Here is a 17,556-nt window from a genome sequence, read left to right on the forward strand (position 1 = left end):
TTGCGCCTGGCGCAACAGCTTGAGGGAACGACCTTGTTGGCGTGGTTGAAAAACAACAAGCAGGTAGCAGGCGGCTTACTGGGTATCGAAATCGGCCCGGAAGGCATCGCCCTGGCCCATGTGCAGCGCAATCCCGGCCAGCCGGTGCAGCTGCGCAACTGCCTGTTTCGCCCGGGCGCGCCGGAGCAACACCCCGAGTTGCTCAAGAGCCTGGTGGCAGAGTTGGGGCTGGCGGGTATGCCGGTCAACTTCGTGCTGCACCCGGCGCTCTACCAGATGCTTCTGCTTGATTGCCCAGAAGTGCCGGCTGACGAGCTGCGTGATGCGCTGCGTTGGCGCATCAAGGAATTGATCAGCGAACCGCTGGATCAGGTGGTGGTCGATGCCTTCGCCCTGCCTGAAGACGCTTACCGTGGCCGTTCGCGCATGGCCTATTGCGCGGTACTGGCCAAGTCCCACGTGGCGGCCTGGAGAGCACTGCTCAAACACGCAGGCCTGCGCCTGCAGAGTATCGATATCACCGAGATGGCCTTTCGCAATCTTGGCCTGCAGGCCGGTGCTGAGGGTCTCAACCTGGGTTTGTTGCGCCTGCGCTCCAGTGAAGGGCTGATATGCATCCAGCAGGGTGCCGATCTTTACATGGCACGGCGGATTGAGCAGGGCCTGGATCGGGTCGATGAGGGCTTCGCTGGGGTAACCCTGGAAATCCAGCGCTCGCTGGATTACTTCGAAAGCCAGTTGGGCAAGGGCTATATCAACCGTTTGTTGCTGCTGCCGATGAAGCGCGACGGTGCTGCGATGTTGGCGGCGCTGACGGCAGGGCTGGCGGTTAACCTGCAAGCCCTCGACCTGCGCGAGCTGTTTGTCGGTCAGGCCGCCGCCGAGCTGGATCAGCAGCAGCAGGCCTACTGCCTGGCCGCCGTCGGCGCAGCGCTGCGCCAGGAGGCCTGATGCAAAATATCAACCTCTACCAAGTCGAGCACAAACGCCGTGACGGCCCCCGCCCGCGGCAGATGACCCTGGGCTGGATTGCACTGTTTACTCTGATGCTTGTGCACGGCGGCTGGCAGGCCTGGCAGTTGCGTGAGCACACCGCGAAAGCCGATGCAGCCCAGGTGCGTGCCCAGCAGCTTGAGGAAGAATTCGAGCGCGCCAAGACCAGCTTTCGCGCGCCGCAACTGGACCCTGGCTTGCCGCTGCAGTTGGCCAAACAGGAGGCTGCCAATCAGCAATTGCAGCGCCTGGTGAGCCATTTGCAGCGGCTTGGCGCCCAGCAGCGCAGCGGCTTTGTTGCGCCACTGGCCGCGTTGTCCGAGCGTCATCCGCCCAGCGGTTTGTGGCTCAGTCGCATTCGCCTGGCCGAGGGTGGCAATCAGATGAGCTTGCAGGGCTTCAGTCAGGATCAGGAGTTACTGCCGCTGTACCTGCAAAGCCTCGGCGTCAGCCCGGTATTTAGCGGTCGTGCCTTTGCCGATTTTGAGTTGCAGCGCAATGAGACCGGCGTGCTGAGTTTTCGCCTGGCGTCGCGCCTGAAGGATGAGGGCCCGGAGCATGAATAATCTGTTGCAACGCTGGTTGCTGCTGGCGCCGCGCGAGCAGTGGCTGAGCTATGCCGGTGCCGTGGCGCTGGTGGGCATGCTGTATATGTTGCTGCTGGGCGACCCGCTGACTCAGCGCGGCGCTCAACAGCAGGCATTGTTACGCAGTGCCGAGGCCCGCCAGCAGGCGGCGCAAGTGGGTCTGGCCGATTTGCAGGCGCAGTTGGCGGCTGATCCCAATCTGCCCTATCGCACGGCGTTGCTGGCGGCCCAGGCAGGCGGCGAACAACTGATTGGCGAGATCGACCGCGACACCGCCGGGCTGATGCCCGCCGCGAAAATGCGCGGCGTGCTGGAAGAGTTACTGCGCACCCAGGCGAACCTGCGTTTGCTCAGCCTGCAGAGCTTTAGCGAGCCGTTACAGCTACCGGCAGTCGCCACTGCGGCAGCAGCAGGCAACCCGGCCACTGCCGCTGAAGCCCCCCTGACCCTCTACAAGCACGGCCTCAAACTCAGCCTGGAAGGCGGTTATTTCGATCTGCTCAGCTACCTGCAGGCGATTCAGGCCAGCGGCTGGCGCCTGCATTGGGATAGCCTCGATTATCAGGTTGGCAAGGAAGCCGGCGCACCAGCCACCATCACCCTGGTGCTCTATACCCTTAGCCGTGAAGCGGGGTGGATCGGTGTTTAAGTCTGTTTATCTGGTTTTGTTGCTGGCCTGCAGCGCGGGCGCCCACGCGGCCCTCGATCCTACTCAGGCGCCCGCTGACCTGCGCTCGGAAGCGCGCACGGATAGCGCCCAGCCAGCCCTGGTGCTGCAGGCAATCATGCGCAGCAATGGCCAGGCCCATGCAGTCATCAGTGGTCAGCAGGTCAAGGTCGGTGACGACCTCGGCGGCGCCCGTTTGCGGGCTATTTATGCTCACTCCGTCGTTCTTGAGCGGCAAGGTCAGCAGGAAGTCCTGCGCCTGGTCGAACCCATCATGAAATTGAGTCGATAACGCCATGCAGTCCATTCCTCCGCTGCGTCTCACCCTGACCCGCCTGGCACTGCTCGGCTCGCTGAGCCTGCTGGCCTCGTGCCAGACCTTTACCGATGGCGATCAGCAGCTCTACGACCAGAGCAATCGCCTGTTGGATGAAAGCCTGGCGCAAAGTCGCGCCAAAGTGGCGCCGCCGGCTGCGGTGCAGGCCGCGCTGATGGCTCCGCCGCTGCTGGAGGCTCAGCCACGGCGTGGCGCCCGGCTGGATGTGGCGGTCAAAGACATGCCGGCGCGGGACTTCTTCCTCAGCCTGATGGATGGCGCCGGGCAGAACCTGGTGGTGCATCCCGAGGTGACCGGCAACATCACCTTCAGTCTGCGCAACGTCACCCTCGAAGAAGTGCTCGCCGCGGTGCGCGACAGCTACGGCTATGACTTCGCCCGCACCAGCTACGGCTATCAGATCCTGCCCAATCAGGCGATCACCCGCACCTATGACATCAATTACCTCAACCTGCAGCGCCAGGGCATCACTGACACCGAGGTCAGTTCCGGGCAGGTGACCACCAGCGACAACACTGACAGCAACAACGGCACCACCAGCAACAGCACCTCGTCGACCACTCGGCCATCGACCCAGTTGATCACCACCAGCAATGTGGATTTCTGGAAGGAGCTCAACAGTGTGGTCAGCATGATCGTCGGCAACGAGGAGGCCAACAGCGTGGTGATCAACCCTCAGGCCGGGCTGATGGTGGTGCGTGCGTCCAGTGCCGACCAGCAAAGTGTCGAGGGTTTTCTCAAGCAGGCGCATATCAACCTGCAACGCCAGGTGATCCTGGAAACCAAGATTCTTGAAGTTAACCTCAATGATAAATTTCAGGCTGGGGTGAACTGGAGTGGCACGGGGAGTGATGGCGGTATTCGTGTCAAAGGCGATGCTTTGTCCGGTCCGCAGACCATCGGTGGCGTATTCAGTGCTGCACTGAATGTCGGCGACTTCGAGGGCGTGCTGGAGTTGTTGGAAACCCAGGGCGAAGTGCGCGTGCTGTCCACCCCGCGGATTTCCACCCTGAACAATCAAAAGGCGGTGATCAAGGTCGGCACTGACGAGTACTTCGTCACCGACGTCTCCTCCAGCACCACCACCAGCACCAACGGCGATGGCAACTCGACGCCCGACATCACCCTGACACCGTTCTTCTCCGGTATTTCCCTTGATGTCACGCCGCAGATCGATAGCCAGGGCCAGGTCACCCTGCATGTGCGGCCGTCGGTGAGCAAGGTCACCGAGGACGATACCCAGATCAACCTGGGCGACACCTTCGGTACCCTCAACCTGCCGACCGCCCGTACCACCTCGCGGCAATCGGACTCTATCGTCCGCGCCCGCAGTGGTCAGGTGGTGGTAATCGGTGGCTTGTTGCAGAACGACAACGAAAACCTTGATGCCAATGTGCCCTGGCTCTCGGACTTGCCCTTCGTCGGCTGGCTGTTCCAGCAGCAGCGCAAGAGCCTGAAGAAGAGCGAGCTGGTGATTCTTATGCGCCCGCAAGTGGTAGCCGACGACACCTGGATCAACGAAATCCAGAAGAGCGCCGCGGCCTTCAAAGAGCTGAGATAACCCATGTATCAGGCCTACTTCGGGCTGCGTGAAAAGCCTTTCGCGCTGACCCCCAACACCGAGTTTCTGGTTCAGCTGGCGCCTTATCAGGCCTGCCTGAACCTGTTGCGGGTGGCGTTGGGCGAAGGCGAGGGCTTTATCAAGGTGACCGGCGAGGTTGGTACCGGCAAAACCCTGCTGTGCCGGGCGCTGCTCAACCTGTTGGACACCGAGCGCTACCAACTGGCCTACCTGCCCAATCCGTGCCTGTCGCCGCTGGATTTGCGCCAGGCCCTGGCTCGCGAACTGCGCATCGAGGATATCGAAAGCCACGATGCCATGAGCTTGCTGGATGCCCTGCATCACCGCCTGATTGAGCTGGCGGCGCAGGGCAAAAGCACCGTATTGCTGATCGACGAGGCCCAGGCCCTACCGGATAAAACCCTTGAGGCCCTGCGCCTGCTGACCAATCTGGAAACCGAGCAGCACAAGCTGCTGCAAGTGGTGCTGTTTGGCCAGCCTGAGCTAGATGCCACTCTGGCGCGCCATGAATTTCGCCAGCTGCGCCAGCGCATCACCTTTGCCTATCGCCTGCGGCCGCTGGATGTCACCGACACCGGACGCTACCTGCAAGAGCGCCTGAGTGTGGCCGGTTATCGTGGTGACCCCTTGTTCAGCCCGGCGGCCGTGCGCCTTTTAGTGCGTGGCAGTGGCGGTATTCCGCGGCTGCTGAATATTCTCGGCAACAAAGCATTGATGGCCACTTATGGCGAAGGGCGCCGGCAGGTGGGTGTGGCGCAAGTGCGCCGTGCCTTGGCCGATACCGACGGCGCGCCTTCGTTGCTGCAAATAGTGCCGTCCTGGCTGCGCTGGGGCTTGGCCGCCAGCGCGCTGGCCTTGCTGGTGCTGGGTGCCTGGCCATGGTTGGCGCCGTTGCGGGAGCTGTGGTCATGAGTTTGGTCAACGACATGCTGCGCGACCTCGAAGCGCGCCGGGCAGCACCGGGCGAATGGCCGCTGCGCGACAGCTTGCAAGCGGTGGATGAAGCCGGGGCGGCGCGCCGTGAGCGGATTGAACGCTTGCGCCGCGGGTTGATCTGGCTGGGTGCGGTGATCCTGATCGGAGTGATGGTCGGCTTGATGATCGGTCGGGTGGTAAATGGCGAACCGCCGTCGTTGTTTGCCCCTGAGCCCGTGGTCAGCGCGCCGGTTGTTGCGCCGGCGCCGCGGGTGCTCGAAGTGTTGCCGCAGAATGACGGGCGACGCCTGCTGCTGCAGGTACTGCTGGACAGCTCCGTGGCCTACCAGCGCAGCGAAGAGAGCGGCGCTGTCAGCCTGTTCTTGCCGGGCGTGCGGATGGGCGCCGAGCCTTATCAAGGCCGCGTGCAAAACGCTGGGCGCAGCTTGTCTTGGCGCGTCGAGGCCAAGGGCGATGGTGTGCAGATCCTGCTGGTCGGTCTCGGCGAGCAGCTGCAGTTGAGTGATCGCCTGGAGCCGGCCGGCGACCGTTGGCTGTTGTGGCTGGAAGTGCCGCTGCAGGCCGCTGCTGCCGAGGTGGTTGAGCCTGCCACTGAGGCTTTTGCCCCGGCGACGGCCGCGCCAGTCGAGGTCGAGGCGCCAATGCCGGACTGGGCCAGTCGTCCGGTGCCGGCCGACAAACCCCGCTCACCCACCGCCGCGCCGGCCCCTATTGCTAAACAACCCGCCGTGGAGCAGCCCAGCGGGCCGCCGCAGGTGCGCATCAGCAGCCATCAGGTCAATCCGCGTAGTCAGGCCCATCAGCACTTGCTGGAGCAGGATTACCCGCGCGCCATTCGCGAGCTGGAAGCCCTGCATGCCAGCCAAAGCCGTGACCTTGAGGTGGTGCGCTGGTTGGCCCAGGCCTATCAAGGTGCCGGCCAGTCGGCCCAGTTGCTCGCTTGGTTGCCGACGCAGCTGCGCCAACATCCGCAGGATGCCGAGTTGCGCATGCTATTGGCCCGCGCCCAGTTACAGAGCGGTGCCATGGCCGCTGCTGTGGCCACCCTTAGTCAACATGCACCGGCCTTGAGCAGTGAGCCGGGCTATCACGCCTTGCTGGCGGCCAGTTATCAGCAGACCCGGCAATGGGCGCAGAGCGCGGCGGTGTATCGTCAGCTGGTCGCCCTGCGTCCCGCCCAAGCCACCTGGCAGTTGGGCCTGGCCATTGCCCTGGAGCAACTGGAGCAGCCGGCTGCAGCCGTTAAACATTATCGCCTGGCCCTGCAAGGCCAAGGCTTGGACGAAAGCTCGCGGCGGTTTGCCAGCGAGCGAGCTGGCGCGTTGAAGGAGCCCTCATGAGCGATGACCTTCGCCAGCGCAAGCTGCGCCTCGGCGACCTGCTGATTCAGGCCGGTCTACTGACCGACGCGCAGCTGCAACTGGCCCTGCAGGAGCAAAAGCGCAGCGGCTCGAAGCTCGGCCGCGCGGTGATCGATCTCGGCTTTGTCGCCGAGGTGCGGCTGCTCACGGCGTTGTCCGAGCAGATGAAGATTCCGTTTGTCGAACTGCGCCACTTCAAGTTCGACAACGTTCTTGTGCAGAGCCTGCCAGAAGCCATGGCCCGGCGTTTTCGCGCCATCATCCTGACCCGCGAGGCCGGTGGGCTGCTGGTCGGCATGTCCGACCCGCTGGACCTGTTCGCCCTCGATGAAATGGAGCGCCTGCTCAAGACCCGCGTGCACCCGGCCGTGGTGCGCGAGGCCGAGCTGCTGGCCACCCTGGACACGGTGTACCGGCGCACCAGCGAGATCGCCTCGATTGCCGGCGAGCTGGAAGGCGACCTGCAGGAAAGCGATTTCGACCTGTCCAAGCTGGGCGCCGATAACAACAGCGAGGCGCCGGTGGTGCGCCTGCTGCAAACCCTGTTTGAAGAAGCCGTGCAGATGCAGGCGTCAGACATTCACATCGAGCCCGATGAGGGCCTGGTGCGAATTCGCCAGCGGATCGACGGCGTGCTCAGCGAGCAGGTGATGAAGGAGCATCGCATTGCCTCGGCGCTGGTGATGCGCCTGAAGATCATGTCCGGCCTGGATATCTCCGAGAAGCGCCTGCCCCAGGACGGTCGCTTCAATATCCGGGTCAAGGGTCGCAACATCGATGTGCGGGTTTCGACCATGCCCGTGCAGTTCGGCGAGTCGGTGGTGATGCGTTTGCTCGACCAGAGCGGCGGTGTGTTCCAGCTCGAAGGCACGGGCATGCCGACTGACTTGCTGGTGCGCTTCCGGCGTCTGCTGCAACGGCCGTTTGGCATGGTGCTGGTGACCGGCCCCACGGGCTCGGGTAAAACCACCACCCTGTATGCGGGGCTGTCCGAGCTGAACAGCCCGGAGAAGAAAATCATCACCGTGGAAGACCCGGTGGAATACCGCCTGCCACGGGTCAATCAAGTGCAGGTCAACACCAAGATCGACCTGACCTTCGGCCGCGTTTTGCGCGCCGCCTTGCGTCAGGACCCGGACATCGTTCTGGTCGGCGAGATGCGCGATCAGGAAACCGCCGAAATCGGCCTGCGCGCCGCACTTACCGGTCACTTGGTGCTGTCCACCCTGCACACCAACGACGCCCTGACCTCGGCCATGCGCTTGATCGACATGGGCGCCGAGCCGTTTCTGGTGGCCACGGCTCTGAATGCTGTGCTGGCCCAGCGTCTGGTCCGGCGGGTGTGCGAAAACTGCATGGAAGAACACGAGGCCGAACCGCGTGAGCTGGTTTGGCTGGAGAACCTCTACGGCGGCGCACTGGCCGGGCGCCGCTTCAAGCGCGGCACGGGTTGCCACCAGTGTCATAACAGCGGCTACGCCGGTCGGGTCGGTGTCTACGAGTTGCTGGAAATGGACGAGCCGATGATTGCCGCGCTGCGCCGCAGCGACCCGCAAGGCTTTGCCGAAGCGGCCAAGGCCAATCCCCATTACCGCCCGCTGGCGGCCTGTGCCCTGGACTATGCCCTGGCCGGCGTCACCAGCGTCGAGGAAGTGCTGAAGGTTTGCGCCACTTTGACCGATGAGGTGTTGGCGTGATGATCAATGCCCGTAGCCCGGATGCAATCCGGGACCGGCACTGCCCCGGATTGCATCCGGGCTACGGCTTGGTCGGAGGGCGCGGCTGATGGCGACGTTCCGTTACAGCGGCCGCAACGCCGAGGGCGCCAAGGTGGCCGGGATTGTCGACGGCAACAGCGCCGAGGCGGTGGCCAGTGAGCTGCTGGGTCAGAGCATTACACCGCTGACCATCGAGGCGCAGAACGCGGTCGATGCCGACGTGTTCGCCAGCATTGGCGAGTTCCTGCGCCGCAAGCATGTTGATCTCGACGAGCTGATCATCTTCTGCCGGCAGATGTACAGCCTGGCCAAGGCCGGGGTGCCGATCATTCGCGCCATCGCCGGCCTCGGCGAGTCCAATCGCAACCTGTATTTCCGTGAGGTGCTGCAAAAGGTCCGCAGTGACCTGGAGGGCGGCGTGAGCATGGCCGTGGCCCTCAATGCCCACCCGAAAGTCTTCGGCACCCTGTTTGTCAGCATGATCAGCGTCGGCGAGAACACCGGCCAGCTGGATCAGGCCTTTCGCCAGCTGGCCAGCTACCTGGAGCTGGAGCGCGAAACCCGCAAGCGCATCAAGCAAGCCACCCGCTACCCGCTGTTCGTGCTCAGTGCCATGGCGGTGGCGTTGACGGTGATCAACCTGTTCGTGATCCCGGCCTTCAGCAAAGTGTTTGCCCAGTTCCAGGCGCAACTGCCGCTGCCGACTCGAATTCTGATCGCCACCTCGCAGTTCTTTCAGGACTACTGGTGGCTGCTGGCCTTGCTGCTGGGCGGCAGCCTGTATGCCTTTTTCAAATGGATCGAGACCGAGGCCGGCGCCCTGAAGTGGGACCAACTCAAGCTGCGCCTGCCGATTGTCGGCGGCATCTTTGAGCGCATCGCCCTGGCCCGTTTCACCCGCACCTTCGCCATGATGTACAAAGCCGGCGTGCCGTTGCTGCAAACCCTGTCGATCAACAGCGCCAGTGTCGGCAACAAGTACATTGGCCAGGCCATTCTCGGCATGCGCGAGAGCGTCGAACGCGGCGAAGCCCTGACCCGTTCTGCTTCGGCCAGCGGCCTGTTTACCCCGCTGGTGCTGCAGATGATGGCGGTCGGCGAAGAGACCGGCGCCCTGGACGACCTGTTCGTCGAAGTGGCTGATTTTTACGAGCAAGAAGTGGACTACGACCTTAAGCAGCTGGCCGATGCCATCGAGCCCATCCTGATCGTGGCCATGGGTGTGATGGTGCTGATTCTCGCCCTTGGCGTGTTCCTGCCGATGTGGGAACTGGCCTCGGCAGCCAAGGGCCGCTGATGCGCGCGGAGTACGCCAGCGCCCGTGATGTGCAGCAGCTGCGCTGGCTGGTTTGGGCGGTGAGTGGGGTGCTGTTGCTGGTGGTGCTGTGGCTGCTGACGGCCAAGATATTGCGCGTCAGCGAGGCGCGGGCGGTGAGTGCCACGCGGGAGAACATCGCCGCCAGCCTCAGTGCCCTGGCGGTCGAGCACATGGCCCGTGGGCAGATGCTGGAGGCCAGTTGGCTGCGACGCAATCCGTTCGAGTTGCTCAGTTGGCCGAGCGAGGATTATTGCGGCGAGTTGAGCGAGGGCGAGCAGCCCAGGCGCGGTTGCTGGTACTACCTGCCCGCACAGGGTTGGCTGCTGCACCGCAGCCGTTTTACTGACGCAGGGCAAGGAATGGACGGGCAACTACAGGTTTTTCAGCTGCGGGCAGTTCCCAATTTGCCGTCCGCTGAACCACAATCAACAGGACGCTTTATCAGCATGGAGCTTGACCGCGTGCCAGCCGCACAAGTTGCAGCATTGGCCCAGGCTTACCGGTAAGGAGAAACACGGATGCAACGCAGCAAAGGTTTCACCCTGATCGAGCTGGTGGTGGTGATTGCCATCCTCGGCATCCTCGCCGCCGTGGCGTTGCCGCGCTTTATGAGCGCCACTCGCGATGCGCACCGCTCCGCCCTGAATGGCGCCGCCGGTGGCTTGGCGGCGGCGGTAGCGCTGGTGCGTGCCCAGGTCGAAGTTAACCGTGGCGGTGGCCTGAACGGCTGCGCCAGCAACAACTGCTATATCAACGTGGCCGGCTTTGGCGACGGCACGGTCGACGTCAATGCCAACTTCTGGCCCATGGGCACCGACGGCGCCGGCAACCCGCCAGCCGTAGCCACGCCCAGCGCGGCTGAATGCCAGAACATCTGGCGCGGTGTGCTGCAAGGCACCGCCCCCACCCTGACTGGCAGCGACCCGGATTACATCGCCACCGCAGCACCGACCAACAGCTGTACCTACACCTACCAGCGCGACGGCGGCGACGACAGCATCGTTTACGACACCAGTACCGGCGTCGTAACACGTACCTTTAACTAAGCAAAACCAACCTGGAAGTAGTGAAAATGAAAAGACAACAAGGTGGCTTCACCCTGATCGAGCTGATCATGGTTATCGTGATTCTGGGGATTTTGGCGGCGTTTGCGTTGCCGAAGTTTGCGGATTTCAGCGGCCAGGCTCGCTATTCGACAATTAACGGTGCGTTGGGCTCCGTTCGTTCTGCCAATGCCATCGTGCACTCTGCTGCTATTGCCGGTAATCAGACAGGTGCTACAGGTACTGTGACCCTAGAAGGCACGGCAATTGCCTTAGTAAATGGTTATGCCACTCAGGCGTCGATCTTGACGGCGGCACAGTTGAGCAATGACTTCGACACTACAACAGCAGGAACCATCAAGTTGGGTGCTTGTAGCTTCACTTATACAGGCGCTGCTGCGGGCGACGCAGCGGTAATCACTGCTATCACTGGTGCGACTGGCACTCCTCCATCGTCTTGCGCTCCGTAATTGAGGCATATGCGCGGCTTCACGCTGATCGAGTTGCTGATGGTGATCGTGATCATCGGCATTCTCGCCGCCGTGGTGGGGCCGCGTTTCTTCGATCGACAGGTATTCGATGATCGCCTGTTTTTCGAGGAAAGCCTGAGTGCGGTGCGTTACGCGCAGAAGCTGGCCGTGGCCAGCGGCTGTTCAATTAAGGCTCAGGTCAGTAATTCTGGTTACGCGCTGTCGTATGCTGCTGCCTGTGGCGGGATTGCCGCCAACAGTGCTGTGGCGAATCCTTCCGGGGGCGCATACGCCGCTGGTAACTCACACAATGTCAGCGTTTCTTCAGCGCTGAATGTGACCTTCGACTCCCTTGGCGCCGCCGCCGCTTCAGGTGCCGAGAACTCGGCCAAATTTGCCAGCGGTACTTTTACCCTCACGGTTAATCTGGCGACTGGTTTTATCGAGACCACGCCATGACCCGGCCTGCTCACCCTCAGGCTCAGCACGGCATGACATTGGTCGAGCTGGTCATGACTATCGTCATTCTTGGCATTGCCGCTGCTGCGCTGTTCTCGGCCATGGCCGCGATCAATGGCCGCTCAGCCGACCCCATGCTGCGCCAGCAGAGCCTGGCAATTGCCGAGGCGTATATGGAGGAAATCACTCTGCAGGCGTTTAGTGATCCAGATGGTCTGGCCGATTGCGGGCGAAGTTGTTTTGATGATGTTGGCGATTATCACGGCCTTGACGAGGCGCCCCATGACGCGCGTGGTGACGCCATCGATGTGCTGAGTAGCTACCAGGTGCAAGTGGCAGTATCTGCGCAGGCTCTTGGCCCCGCTCCTGGCGTTGCTGCTCGACATATTCAGGTCACTGTCACTGATTCCACGGGTCAGCCGCTGGTGCTTGACGGTTATCGGACCAGCTACTGATGACGCGTCCAGCCAAGACCGTAGCCCGGATCCCATCCGGGGAGGCACATTCCCCGGATGGGATCCGGGCTACGGTCGTTCCTGCTTTGCCAAGAGCTGTCGTCTGCCAGCGCGGCTTTACCCTGGTCGAATTGGTGATGGTTATCGCCATTGCGGGTCTGGTTGCGGTGCTGATCAGTACGGTGATGTCGAACCCGCTGCAAAGCTTGGTCGACCAGAGCCGCCGCGCCGAATTGGTGGATAAAGCCAGCATGGCGCTTAACCGCATGGCCCGCGATATCCGCCTGGCGGTGCCCAACTCGCTGACGGTTACCGGTACCACGCTGAATATGTTGCCGATTGCCGCCGCTGGCCGATACCGCGCCAATCAACCGAATGGTTCGGGCCCGCGTCTGGACCCGCCGCAATGCACTCAGCTCGGGCCCAGTTGCAGCATCGACATTCTCAGTCCGATCACGGCAAACGCCACCCCGCACTGGCTGATTATCTATAACACCGATGTCAGCGAGCTGGGCAGTGTTGCATCGCCGTCGGTGATATCGCCGAAAAGCTTCACCTGGACGACCACTACGCTAAGCGCCAACCTGCAAAACTTTCGCTTCAAATATGCCTCACCGCAGCACCGTTTTTATCTGGTCAAGGAGGCGCTGAGTTATCGCTGTGATAGCAGTGGCAAGCTCTGGCGTGGCGTCTCAGAAAATCTAAATGGTTCTAGCGCTAGTGAGTCGCTGGTGGTCGATGCCGTCAGCGGTTGCTCTTTCAGTTACGATCCGGGCACCAGCAGTCGGGGTGGTCTGGTTGCCTTGCGCCTGACGCTGACCCAAGACGGCGAAACCATTACCCTGCTGCAACAGGTCCATGTCGACAATGCGCCCTAAATCGAGACAGCACGGCTTTGGCCTGGTCGCGGCGATGTTCGTGATCATCATCATTACGGCGGTGATTACCGCCATGGCCCGCCTGGCCGAAACTCAAAACGCTACCAATAGCATGGCAATCCAGCAGGCTCGGGCCTATCAAGCGGCGCGTGCGGGATTGGAGTACGGGGTTGCGCGGGTGCTGGCTGGCGGGGGCTGTAGCAGCTTTAGCCTGGATGGTTTTGCTGTCGGCGTGACGTGCGTGGCGCAAACTTCCATCTCAGTGCCTGAAGAAAACGACCTGGTGACGTTCTATACCATCACTGCCGCTGCTCAGTACGGCACTACGGGCAACCCCGATTACGCCTATCGGCAACTGACCGCAGTGGTGGAGAGATAGCCTTATGCGCAAAACGTGGCGCCTCCCCCGGCTGTTCATCCTGTGTTTCGGCCTGCTATTGCCACAGCTTGCCCTGGCTGCGACTTACAGCTTTGGCGAAGGCTGGTTTTCCGTCTACAACCCTCCGCCCTGTCAGGGCGGCAGCTGGTCTTACAATGGCGCGAGTACCTACACCTGCTCGGGTCGGATGGTGCTCGCTGCAGGCGATACGGTCATCGTATCAACAGCGATCTTTGAGCCATTGGGGAGTATCACCCTGGTTGCCAACGGCGGTTTTACCCTGGCTGGCAATACCATCGGTACTAGCGGTAAGAACATTTCTTTGCGTACCGATTACAGCACCCTCACCGGCACAGGCACCAATAACATTTATGGTTCGGTGCGCGGCGGCAGCGACAGCGTCGCACTTGCCACCGGGACTATTACCGGGGCGCTGGAATCCAGCAGTGGCTCGATCACCCTGAACGGCACAACGGTGAATGGCACCCTGACCAGCAACGGGGCCAGCAATCTGACCAATGCCACGGTCGGCGGCACCGCGCAGATCAACAACACGCTGGTGGCCAGTGCCACGCGATTCAACAGCGCACTCACCGTTTCCAGTACGGCCCAGTTAGCCGGTGGCACCGTTGTTGGTGCCGCACAGGTGAGCGGTGCGCTAGGCGCGAGCGGAACAACATTTTCCAGCAACGTGACCGGCAGCAGTACGGCCACGCTCAGTGGCGGTAGCGTCGCCGGCTTTTTGAACGTTGCCGGTGATGTCACCACTACCAATGGCACAACCATCGGTGGTGCGATCACCAGTAGCTACGGTTTGGTCAGTCTTAGTGGCGGCAGTGTCGGTGGCAAAATCACCGGTCCCAACGGGGTTACCTCGAACAACACCAATATTTCCGGCGATGTCGTGGCGTCGAACGGTGCCATCTCGTTAAGCGCAGGCACCATCATCGGCAACATCACTGATGGCTGCTGCCAAGTCAGCCTGACGGGCGTGACGCTCACCGGAAACGTGTCCACCACCAGCAATAATCTGCTTATCAGCGGCAGTAGCATCACGGGTAATCTGACCTCCACCAATGTCATCAGCCTGGCCAATACCAGCGTCACCGGTAATGTCACGGCGGCATCCTGGAGCACCATTACGGGCACCGGTACCAGCAAGGTCGTGGGTACCTGCACGCCCAGCCTGACTTCGCCGGCCGATTTGTGTCAGGCCGTGGTTGGACCTACCTGCGTAACCGACAACTTCAATCGCAGCAGCCTGGGCAGCAGCGATTGGACGGTGACCAACCGCAATGGCTCATTTGGCGATCCGCGGATTGTGGGTAATCGACTGCGACTGACTGACAACAGCGGTAACGTGGCCACTGCATCGACCTTCCAGCGCTTGCTGCCGGCCACCGGTAACTATGTGCAGGTGCAGTTCAAGTACTACGCCTACAACGGTGATGGCGCAGACGGGGTTGCCGTGATCTTTTCTGACGCATCGATCACGCCGCAGCCGGGTGGTTACGGTGGCTCGTTGGGTTATGCGCAGCTCAATGGTGCCAGTGGTTTCGCCGGGGGCTGGCTGGGGGTGGCGCTGGACGAGTTCGGCAACTTTTCCAACCCTACCGAGACCCGTAATGGCGGCCCTGGGCAGCGTGCTGACTCGGTGTCGATCCGTGGCTCGGGCAGCGGCACCTCGGGCTACCGTTACCTGGCCGGTACGGCGGCAAACCTGAATCCGGGCATTGATGTCTCTGGCTCTACGGCCGGTCCAGGTCACACCTATCGCATTACCCTCGACAGCACCGTGAGCGGTAAGACCATGGTCACCGTTGAGCGTAATACCGGCGCGGGGTTTGCCACGCTGGTGCCGTCCTTCGATGCCCTGGCCCAAAGCGGTCAGACGGGGTTGCCGAGCAACTTTTTCATGTCCCTAACCGGTTCGACGGGCGGCTCGAACAACATACATGAGCTGGACGATTTCAAGATATGTGCCACGCAGATGAATCCGGTGGGGCTGCAAATTGATCATGTCCGCATCGAACATGATGGCAGTGCGTTGACCTGTCAGCCGGAGACAGTGACGGTGAAGGCTTGCATGGATGCCACTTGCAGCAGCACCTATCCCGACCCGGTCACTGTCACGCTGAGCCCGAGCGCCGGGTGGGTGGGTGGTAATAACCTGGCGTTGACGGGAGGTGTGGGCACTGGTCAGTACCGGCGTACGACGGCAGGCGATGTCGTCTTCGGCGTCGCCGGTGTCAGTGCGACGCTCAAGCCCTACGGTTCCGCGCACCAGTGTGCCAATGGCGGCGCGCTGAGCACTTGCCCGCTGAGCTTCTATGACAGCGGCTTTATTTTCGATGTGCCTAATATGGTGGCCAATACCGAGCGCACCGTTAGTTTGCAGGCCGTGCGTACCAGCGATACGAGCCAGCTGTGCGTGCCGGCTTTTGAGTCCGGGACGCGTACGGTCAAGTTCTGGTCCACCTACAACAATCCAAACAGCGGTACGCGCAGCGTTGCCGTCGAGGGCAGTAATATCGCCGCAGCTTCGCCCGGAACGGATATCAACCTGACGTTCGGACCGCAGGCGAGGGCCAGCTTCAAGGTGCGCTACCCGGATGCAGGACAGATGACTCTCAATGCTCGTTATGCGCCAACCAGTGGGGATGAGACCGACTTGGTGATGACCGGTTCCGACGCCTTCATCGCTCGCCCGGCCGGGCTCTGTGTCTACAGCGACACGGCCAACAGTGATTGCACGACAGGCGATGCCAGTTGCTCGAAGTTTGTAGTGGCGGGCGATCCTTTTCGCCTGCGCGTCGGTGGCGTTGCCTGGCAGGCTGATGCCGCCGCTGACCTGTGCAGCGGTAATCTGAATACACCCAATTACCGGCAGGTTGGGGTTGCCCCGGCGACAGCCATCGCCCTTAGTCATGCATTAGTGGCGCCGAGCGGAGGCAGTACAGGCAATTTAGGGGTGACCGGCCTCGACATTGCCGCTGCCGATACCGGCGAAAAGATTCTCACCACCCAGAGCATTTCCGAGGTGGGTGTTTTCACCGTCACCGCTACGCCGCCGGGCAGCTACCTCAGTGGCCCGGGTGTGGGTGACAGCGATGGTGATGGTGATGTCGATATTGTCAGTGTTAGCGCCAATATTGGCCGTTTCTATCCGGCCAGTTTTCTTCTTGCAGATCCGTTGCTGACCCCTGCCTGCAACGGTTCGACCTATGGGGGGCTATCAGCGCAGGCCGGGCCGCCTTCTCAGGGCGTCAAAGCGGGCCAGACGTTTGCCTTCATGGGGGCATTGTCTGCTCGCAACCGTGGCGGCGCGCTGACCCGCAATTACACAGGTAGCTTCGTCAAGTTAAGCGCCGGTGGGATCAGTTACACCGACTCTGGCAACGTGGGTGTCATCAGCGTGGCGGGCAGTGGGCTGACAGAGCCTGGCGCCGCTGGCGTTGGCAATCTGGATTACAGCGCCAGCTCGCCTAGCTTCCTCTTCGGCGCACCGCGAGAGCCTTATCCACTGGCGATCCTGACTCGGGCGACAGACAGTGACGGGGTGACGGGCAGTATTGTGGATGTCGGTAACCCGATTCCTGGCACGCTTCCGGACTTCCGCCTGGGGCAGGCACGTATCAATAATGCCCATGGGTCGGAGTTGCAGGATTTGTCCTTGCCGTTTACTGCGAGTTATTTCAACGGCAGCGGCTATGCACCGAACCCACTGGATAATTGCACGGTGTTCACGCCAGCCAGCCTGGGCGCGTATCAACGAACGGACACAGGTACGGGCACGCCAGTGCTGGCATCTGGTGCCTACCAGGTGGCGGCGGGCGCGGGGGGCTATCTGCTGCGCGCGCCAGGCCAGAGGAGCAGTGGCAGCGTGTTGCTGACCTACGACGGCGCACCCGCTTGGCTGCAATATGACTGGAATGGCGATGGTGTTCTGGATAAGCCCACTGGCCTGGCCACCTTCGGTATCTACAAAGGCGCCGCACCGCTGATCTTCCGTCGTGAGCTCTACCGCTAGATCGCTAGAAAGCAAAAAGGCCACCTGAGTAGGTGGCCTTTTTGTTGGCGGTGTAAAAGAGGGGAATCCCCGGCCTGCCTGTACCAAGGTCCCCAAAACCGGGATTGCTAGAGTCTATGCAGACTGTATGCCAGTTTTATTACGCTGGCTGCAGGCCGCGTGAATGCTGGGTTTTAGCGGTTCTTTGGGGTGCCTGTGGTGGGAGGGTTGGGGGCCTGCTGGGCGGTGTATGTGCACCGGGTTGATGCGGGTGCATTGCTCTGGCGCATTTTTGTGTTCTGGGGTTCGCGGCTGAAGCCGCTCCTACGGGTGGGTTGAGTAAAGGCGCGTTTATGCCTTCCCG

17 protein-coding genes are annotated in these 17,556 nt (G+C 61.8%); all 17 read left to right on the plus strand.

Features of this window, described 5'->3' with window-relative positions:
* Positions 1 to 36 precede the first annotated feature (36 nt).
* Positions 37 to 951 (plus strand): MSHA biogenesis protein MshI, encoded by a 915-nt coding sequence (locus AC56DI_RS02275; RefSeq protein WP_496344756.1) that lies wholly within the window; start codon positions 37 to 39, stop codon positions 949 to 951.
* Complete coding sequence (locus AC56DI_RS02280) at positions 951 to 1,559, plus strand: PilN domain-containing protein (RefSeq protein WP_496344757.1); 609 nt, start codon at positions 951 to 953, stop codon at positions 1,557 to 1,559. Before AC56DI_RS02275 ends, AC56DI_RS02280 begins: the two co-directional genes overlap by 1 nt.
* Complete coding sequence (locus tag AC56DI_RS02285; protein ID WP_496344758.1) at positions 1,552 to 2,229, plus strand: type II secretion system protein M; 678 nt, start codon at positions 1,552 to 1,554, stop codon at positions 2,227 to 2,229. The genes AC56DI_RS02280 and AC56DI_RS02285 overlap by 8 nt, the downstream gene beginning before the upstream one ends.
* Positions 2,222 to 2,539 carry a type II secretion system protein N gene (locus AC56DI_RS02290; protein ID WP_496344759.1) on the plus strand — a complete coding sequence of 106 codons (318 nt, stop codon included), beginning with the start codon at positions 2,222 to 2,224 and terminating at the stop codon, positions 2,537 to 2,539. The genes AC56DI_RS02285 and AC56DI_RS02290 overlap by 8 nt, the downstream gene beginning before the upstream one ends.
* Before the next feature lie 4 nt (positions 2,540 to 2,543).
* Entirely contained in the window at positions 2,544 to 4,145 is a 1,602-nt protein-coding gene (mshL, locus tag AC56DI_RS02295; RefSeq protein ID WP_496344760.1) for a pilus (MSHA type) biogenesis protein MshL, read from the plus strand.
* Between the two features lie 3 nt (positions 4,146 to 4,148).
* Positions 4,149 to 5,078, plus strand: a complete 930-nt coding sequence (locus AC56DI_RS02300; protein WP_496344761.1) for an ExeA family protein — start codon at positions 4,149 to 4,151, stop codon at positions 5,076 to 5,078.
* Entirely contained in the window at positions 5,075 to 6,442 is a 1,368-nt protein-coding gene (locus tag AC56DI_RS02305; RefSeq protein ID WP_496344762.1) for a tetratricopeptide repeat protein, read from the plus strand. The genes AC56DI_RS02300 and AC56DI_RS02305 overlap by 4 nt, the downstream gene beginning before the upstream one ends.
* Complete coding sequence (locus tag AC56DI_RS02310; RefSeq protein WP_324520282.1) at positions 6,439 to 8,160, plus strand: GspE/PulE family protein; 1,722 nt, start codon at positions 6,439 to 6,441, stop codon at positions 8,158 to 8,160. The genes AC56DI_RS02305 and AC56DI_RS02310 overlap by 4 nt, the downstream gene beginning before the upstream one ends.
* An 88-nt stretch (positions 8,161 to 8,248) precedes the next feature.
* A complete protein-coding gene (locus tag AC56DI_RS02315) occupies positions 8,249 to 9,478 on the plus strand; it encodes a type II secretion system F family protein (protein WP_496344763.1) in 1,230 nt (409 codons plus the stop codon).
* Positions 9,478 to 10,005, plus strand: coding sequence for a hypothetical protein (locus AC56DI_RS02320; RefSeq protein WP_496344764.1), 528 nt, complete (start codon positions 9,478 to 9,480; stop codon positions 10,003 to 10,005). Before AC56DI_RS02315 ends, AC56DI_RS02320 begins: the two co-directional genes overlap by 1 nt.
* 12 nt (positions 10,006 to 10,017) lie before the next feature.
* The gene (locus tag AC56DI_RS02325) at positions 10,018 to 10,545 is read left to right on the plus strand and encodes a type II secretion system protein (RefSeq protein WP_496344765.1); all 528 of its coding nucleotides are present in this window, start codon (positions 10,018 to 10,020) and stop codon (positions 10,543 to 10,545) included.
* A 26-nt stretch (positions 10,546 to 10,571) separates the two neighbouring features.
* Positions 10,572 to 11,012, plus strand: coding sequence for a pilin (locus AC56DI_RS02330; protein ID WP_496344766.1), 441 nt, complete (start codon positions 10,572 to 10,574; stop codon positions 11,010 to 11,012).
* A 9-nt stretch (positions 11,013 to 11,021) separates the two neighbouring features.
* Positions 11,022 to 11,471, plus strand: coding sequence for a prepilin-type N-terminal cleavage/methylation domain-containing protein (locus tag AC56DI_RS02335; RefSeq protein ID WP_496344767.1), 450 nt, complete (start codon positions 11,022 to 11,024; stop codon positions 11,469 to 11,471).
* The gene (locus AC56DI_RS02340) at positions 11,468 to 11,926 is read left to right on the plus strand and encodes a type IV pilus modification PilV family protein (protein WP_496344768.1); all 459 of its coding nucleotides are present in this window, start codon (positions 11,468 to 11,470) and stop codon (positions 11,924 to 11,926) included. Before AC56DI_RS02335 ends, AC56DI_RS02340 begins: the two co-directional genes overlap by 4 nt.
* Positions 11,926 to 12,804 carry a PulJ/GspJ family protein gene (locus AC56DI_RS02345; protein WP_496344769.1) on the plus strand — a complete coding sequence of 293 codons (879 nt, stop codon included), beginning with the start codon at positions 11,926 to 11,928 and terminating at the stop codon, positions 12,802 to 12,804. Before AC56DI_RS02340 ends, AC56DI_RS02345 begins: the two co-directional genes overlap by 1 nt.
* Positions 12,785 to 13,183 (plus strand): pilus assembly protein MshP, encoded by a 399-nt coding sequence (locus AC56DI_RS02350; protein ID WP_496344770.1) that lies wholly within the window; start codon positions 12,785 to 12,787, stop codon positions 13,181 to 13,183. Before AC56DI_RS02345 ends, AC56DI_RS02350 begins: the two co-directional genes overlap by 20 nt.
* Positions 13,184 to 13,187: 4 nt before the next feature.
* On the plus strand, positions 13,188 to 17,213 hold the full coding sequence (locus AC56DI_RS02355; RefSeq protein WP_496344771.1) for a DUF6701 domain-containing protein: 4,026 nt from the start codon (positions 13,188 to 13,190) through the stop codon (positions 17,211 to 17,213).
* Positions 17,214 to 17,556: the final 343 nt, after the last annotated feature.

Source organism: Pseudomonas sp. BGA-UO-ETr-WB11 (genome assembly GCF_059567785.1).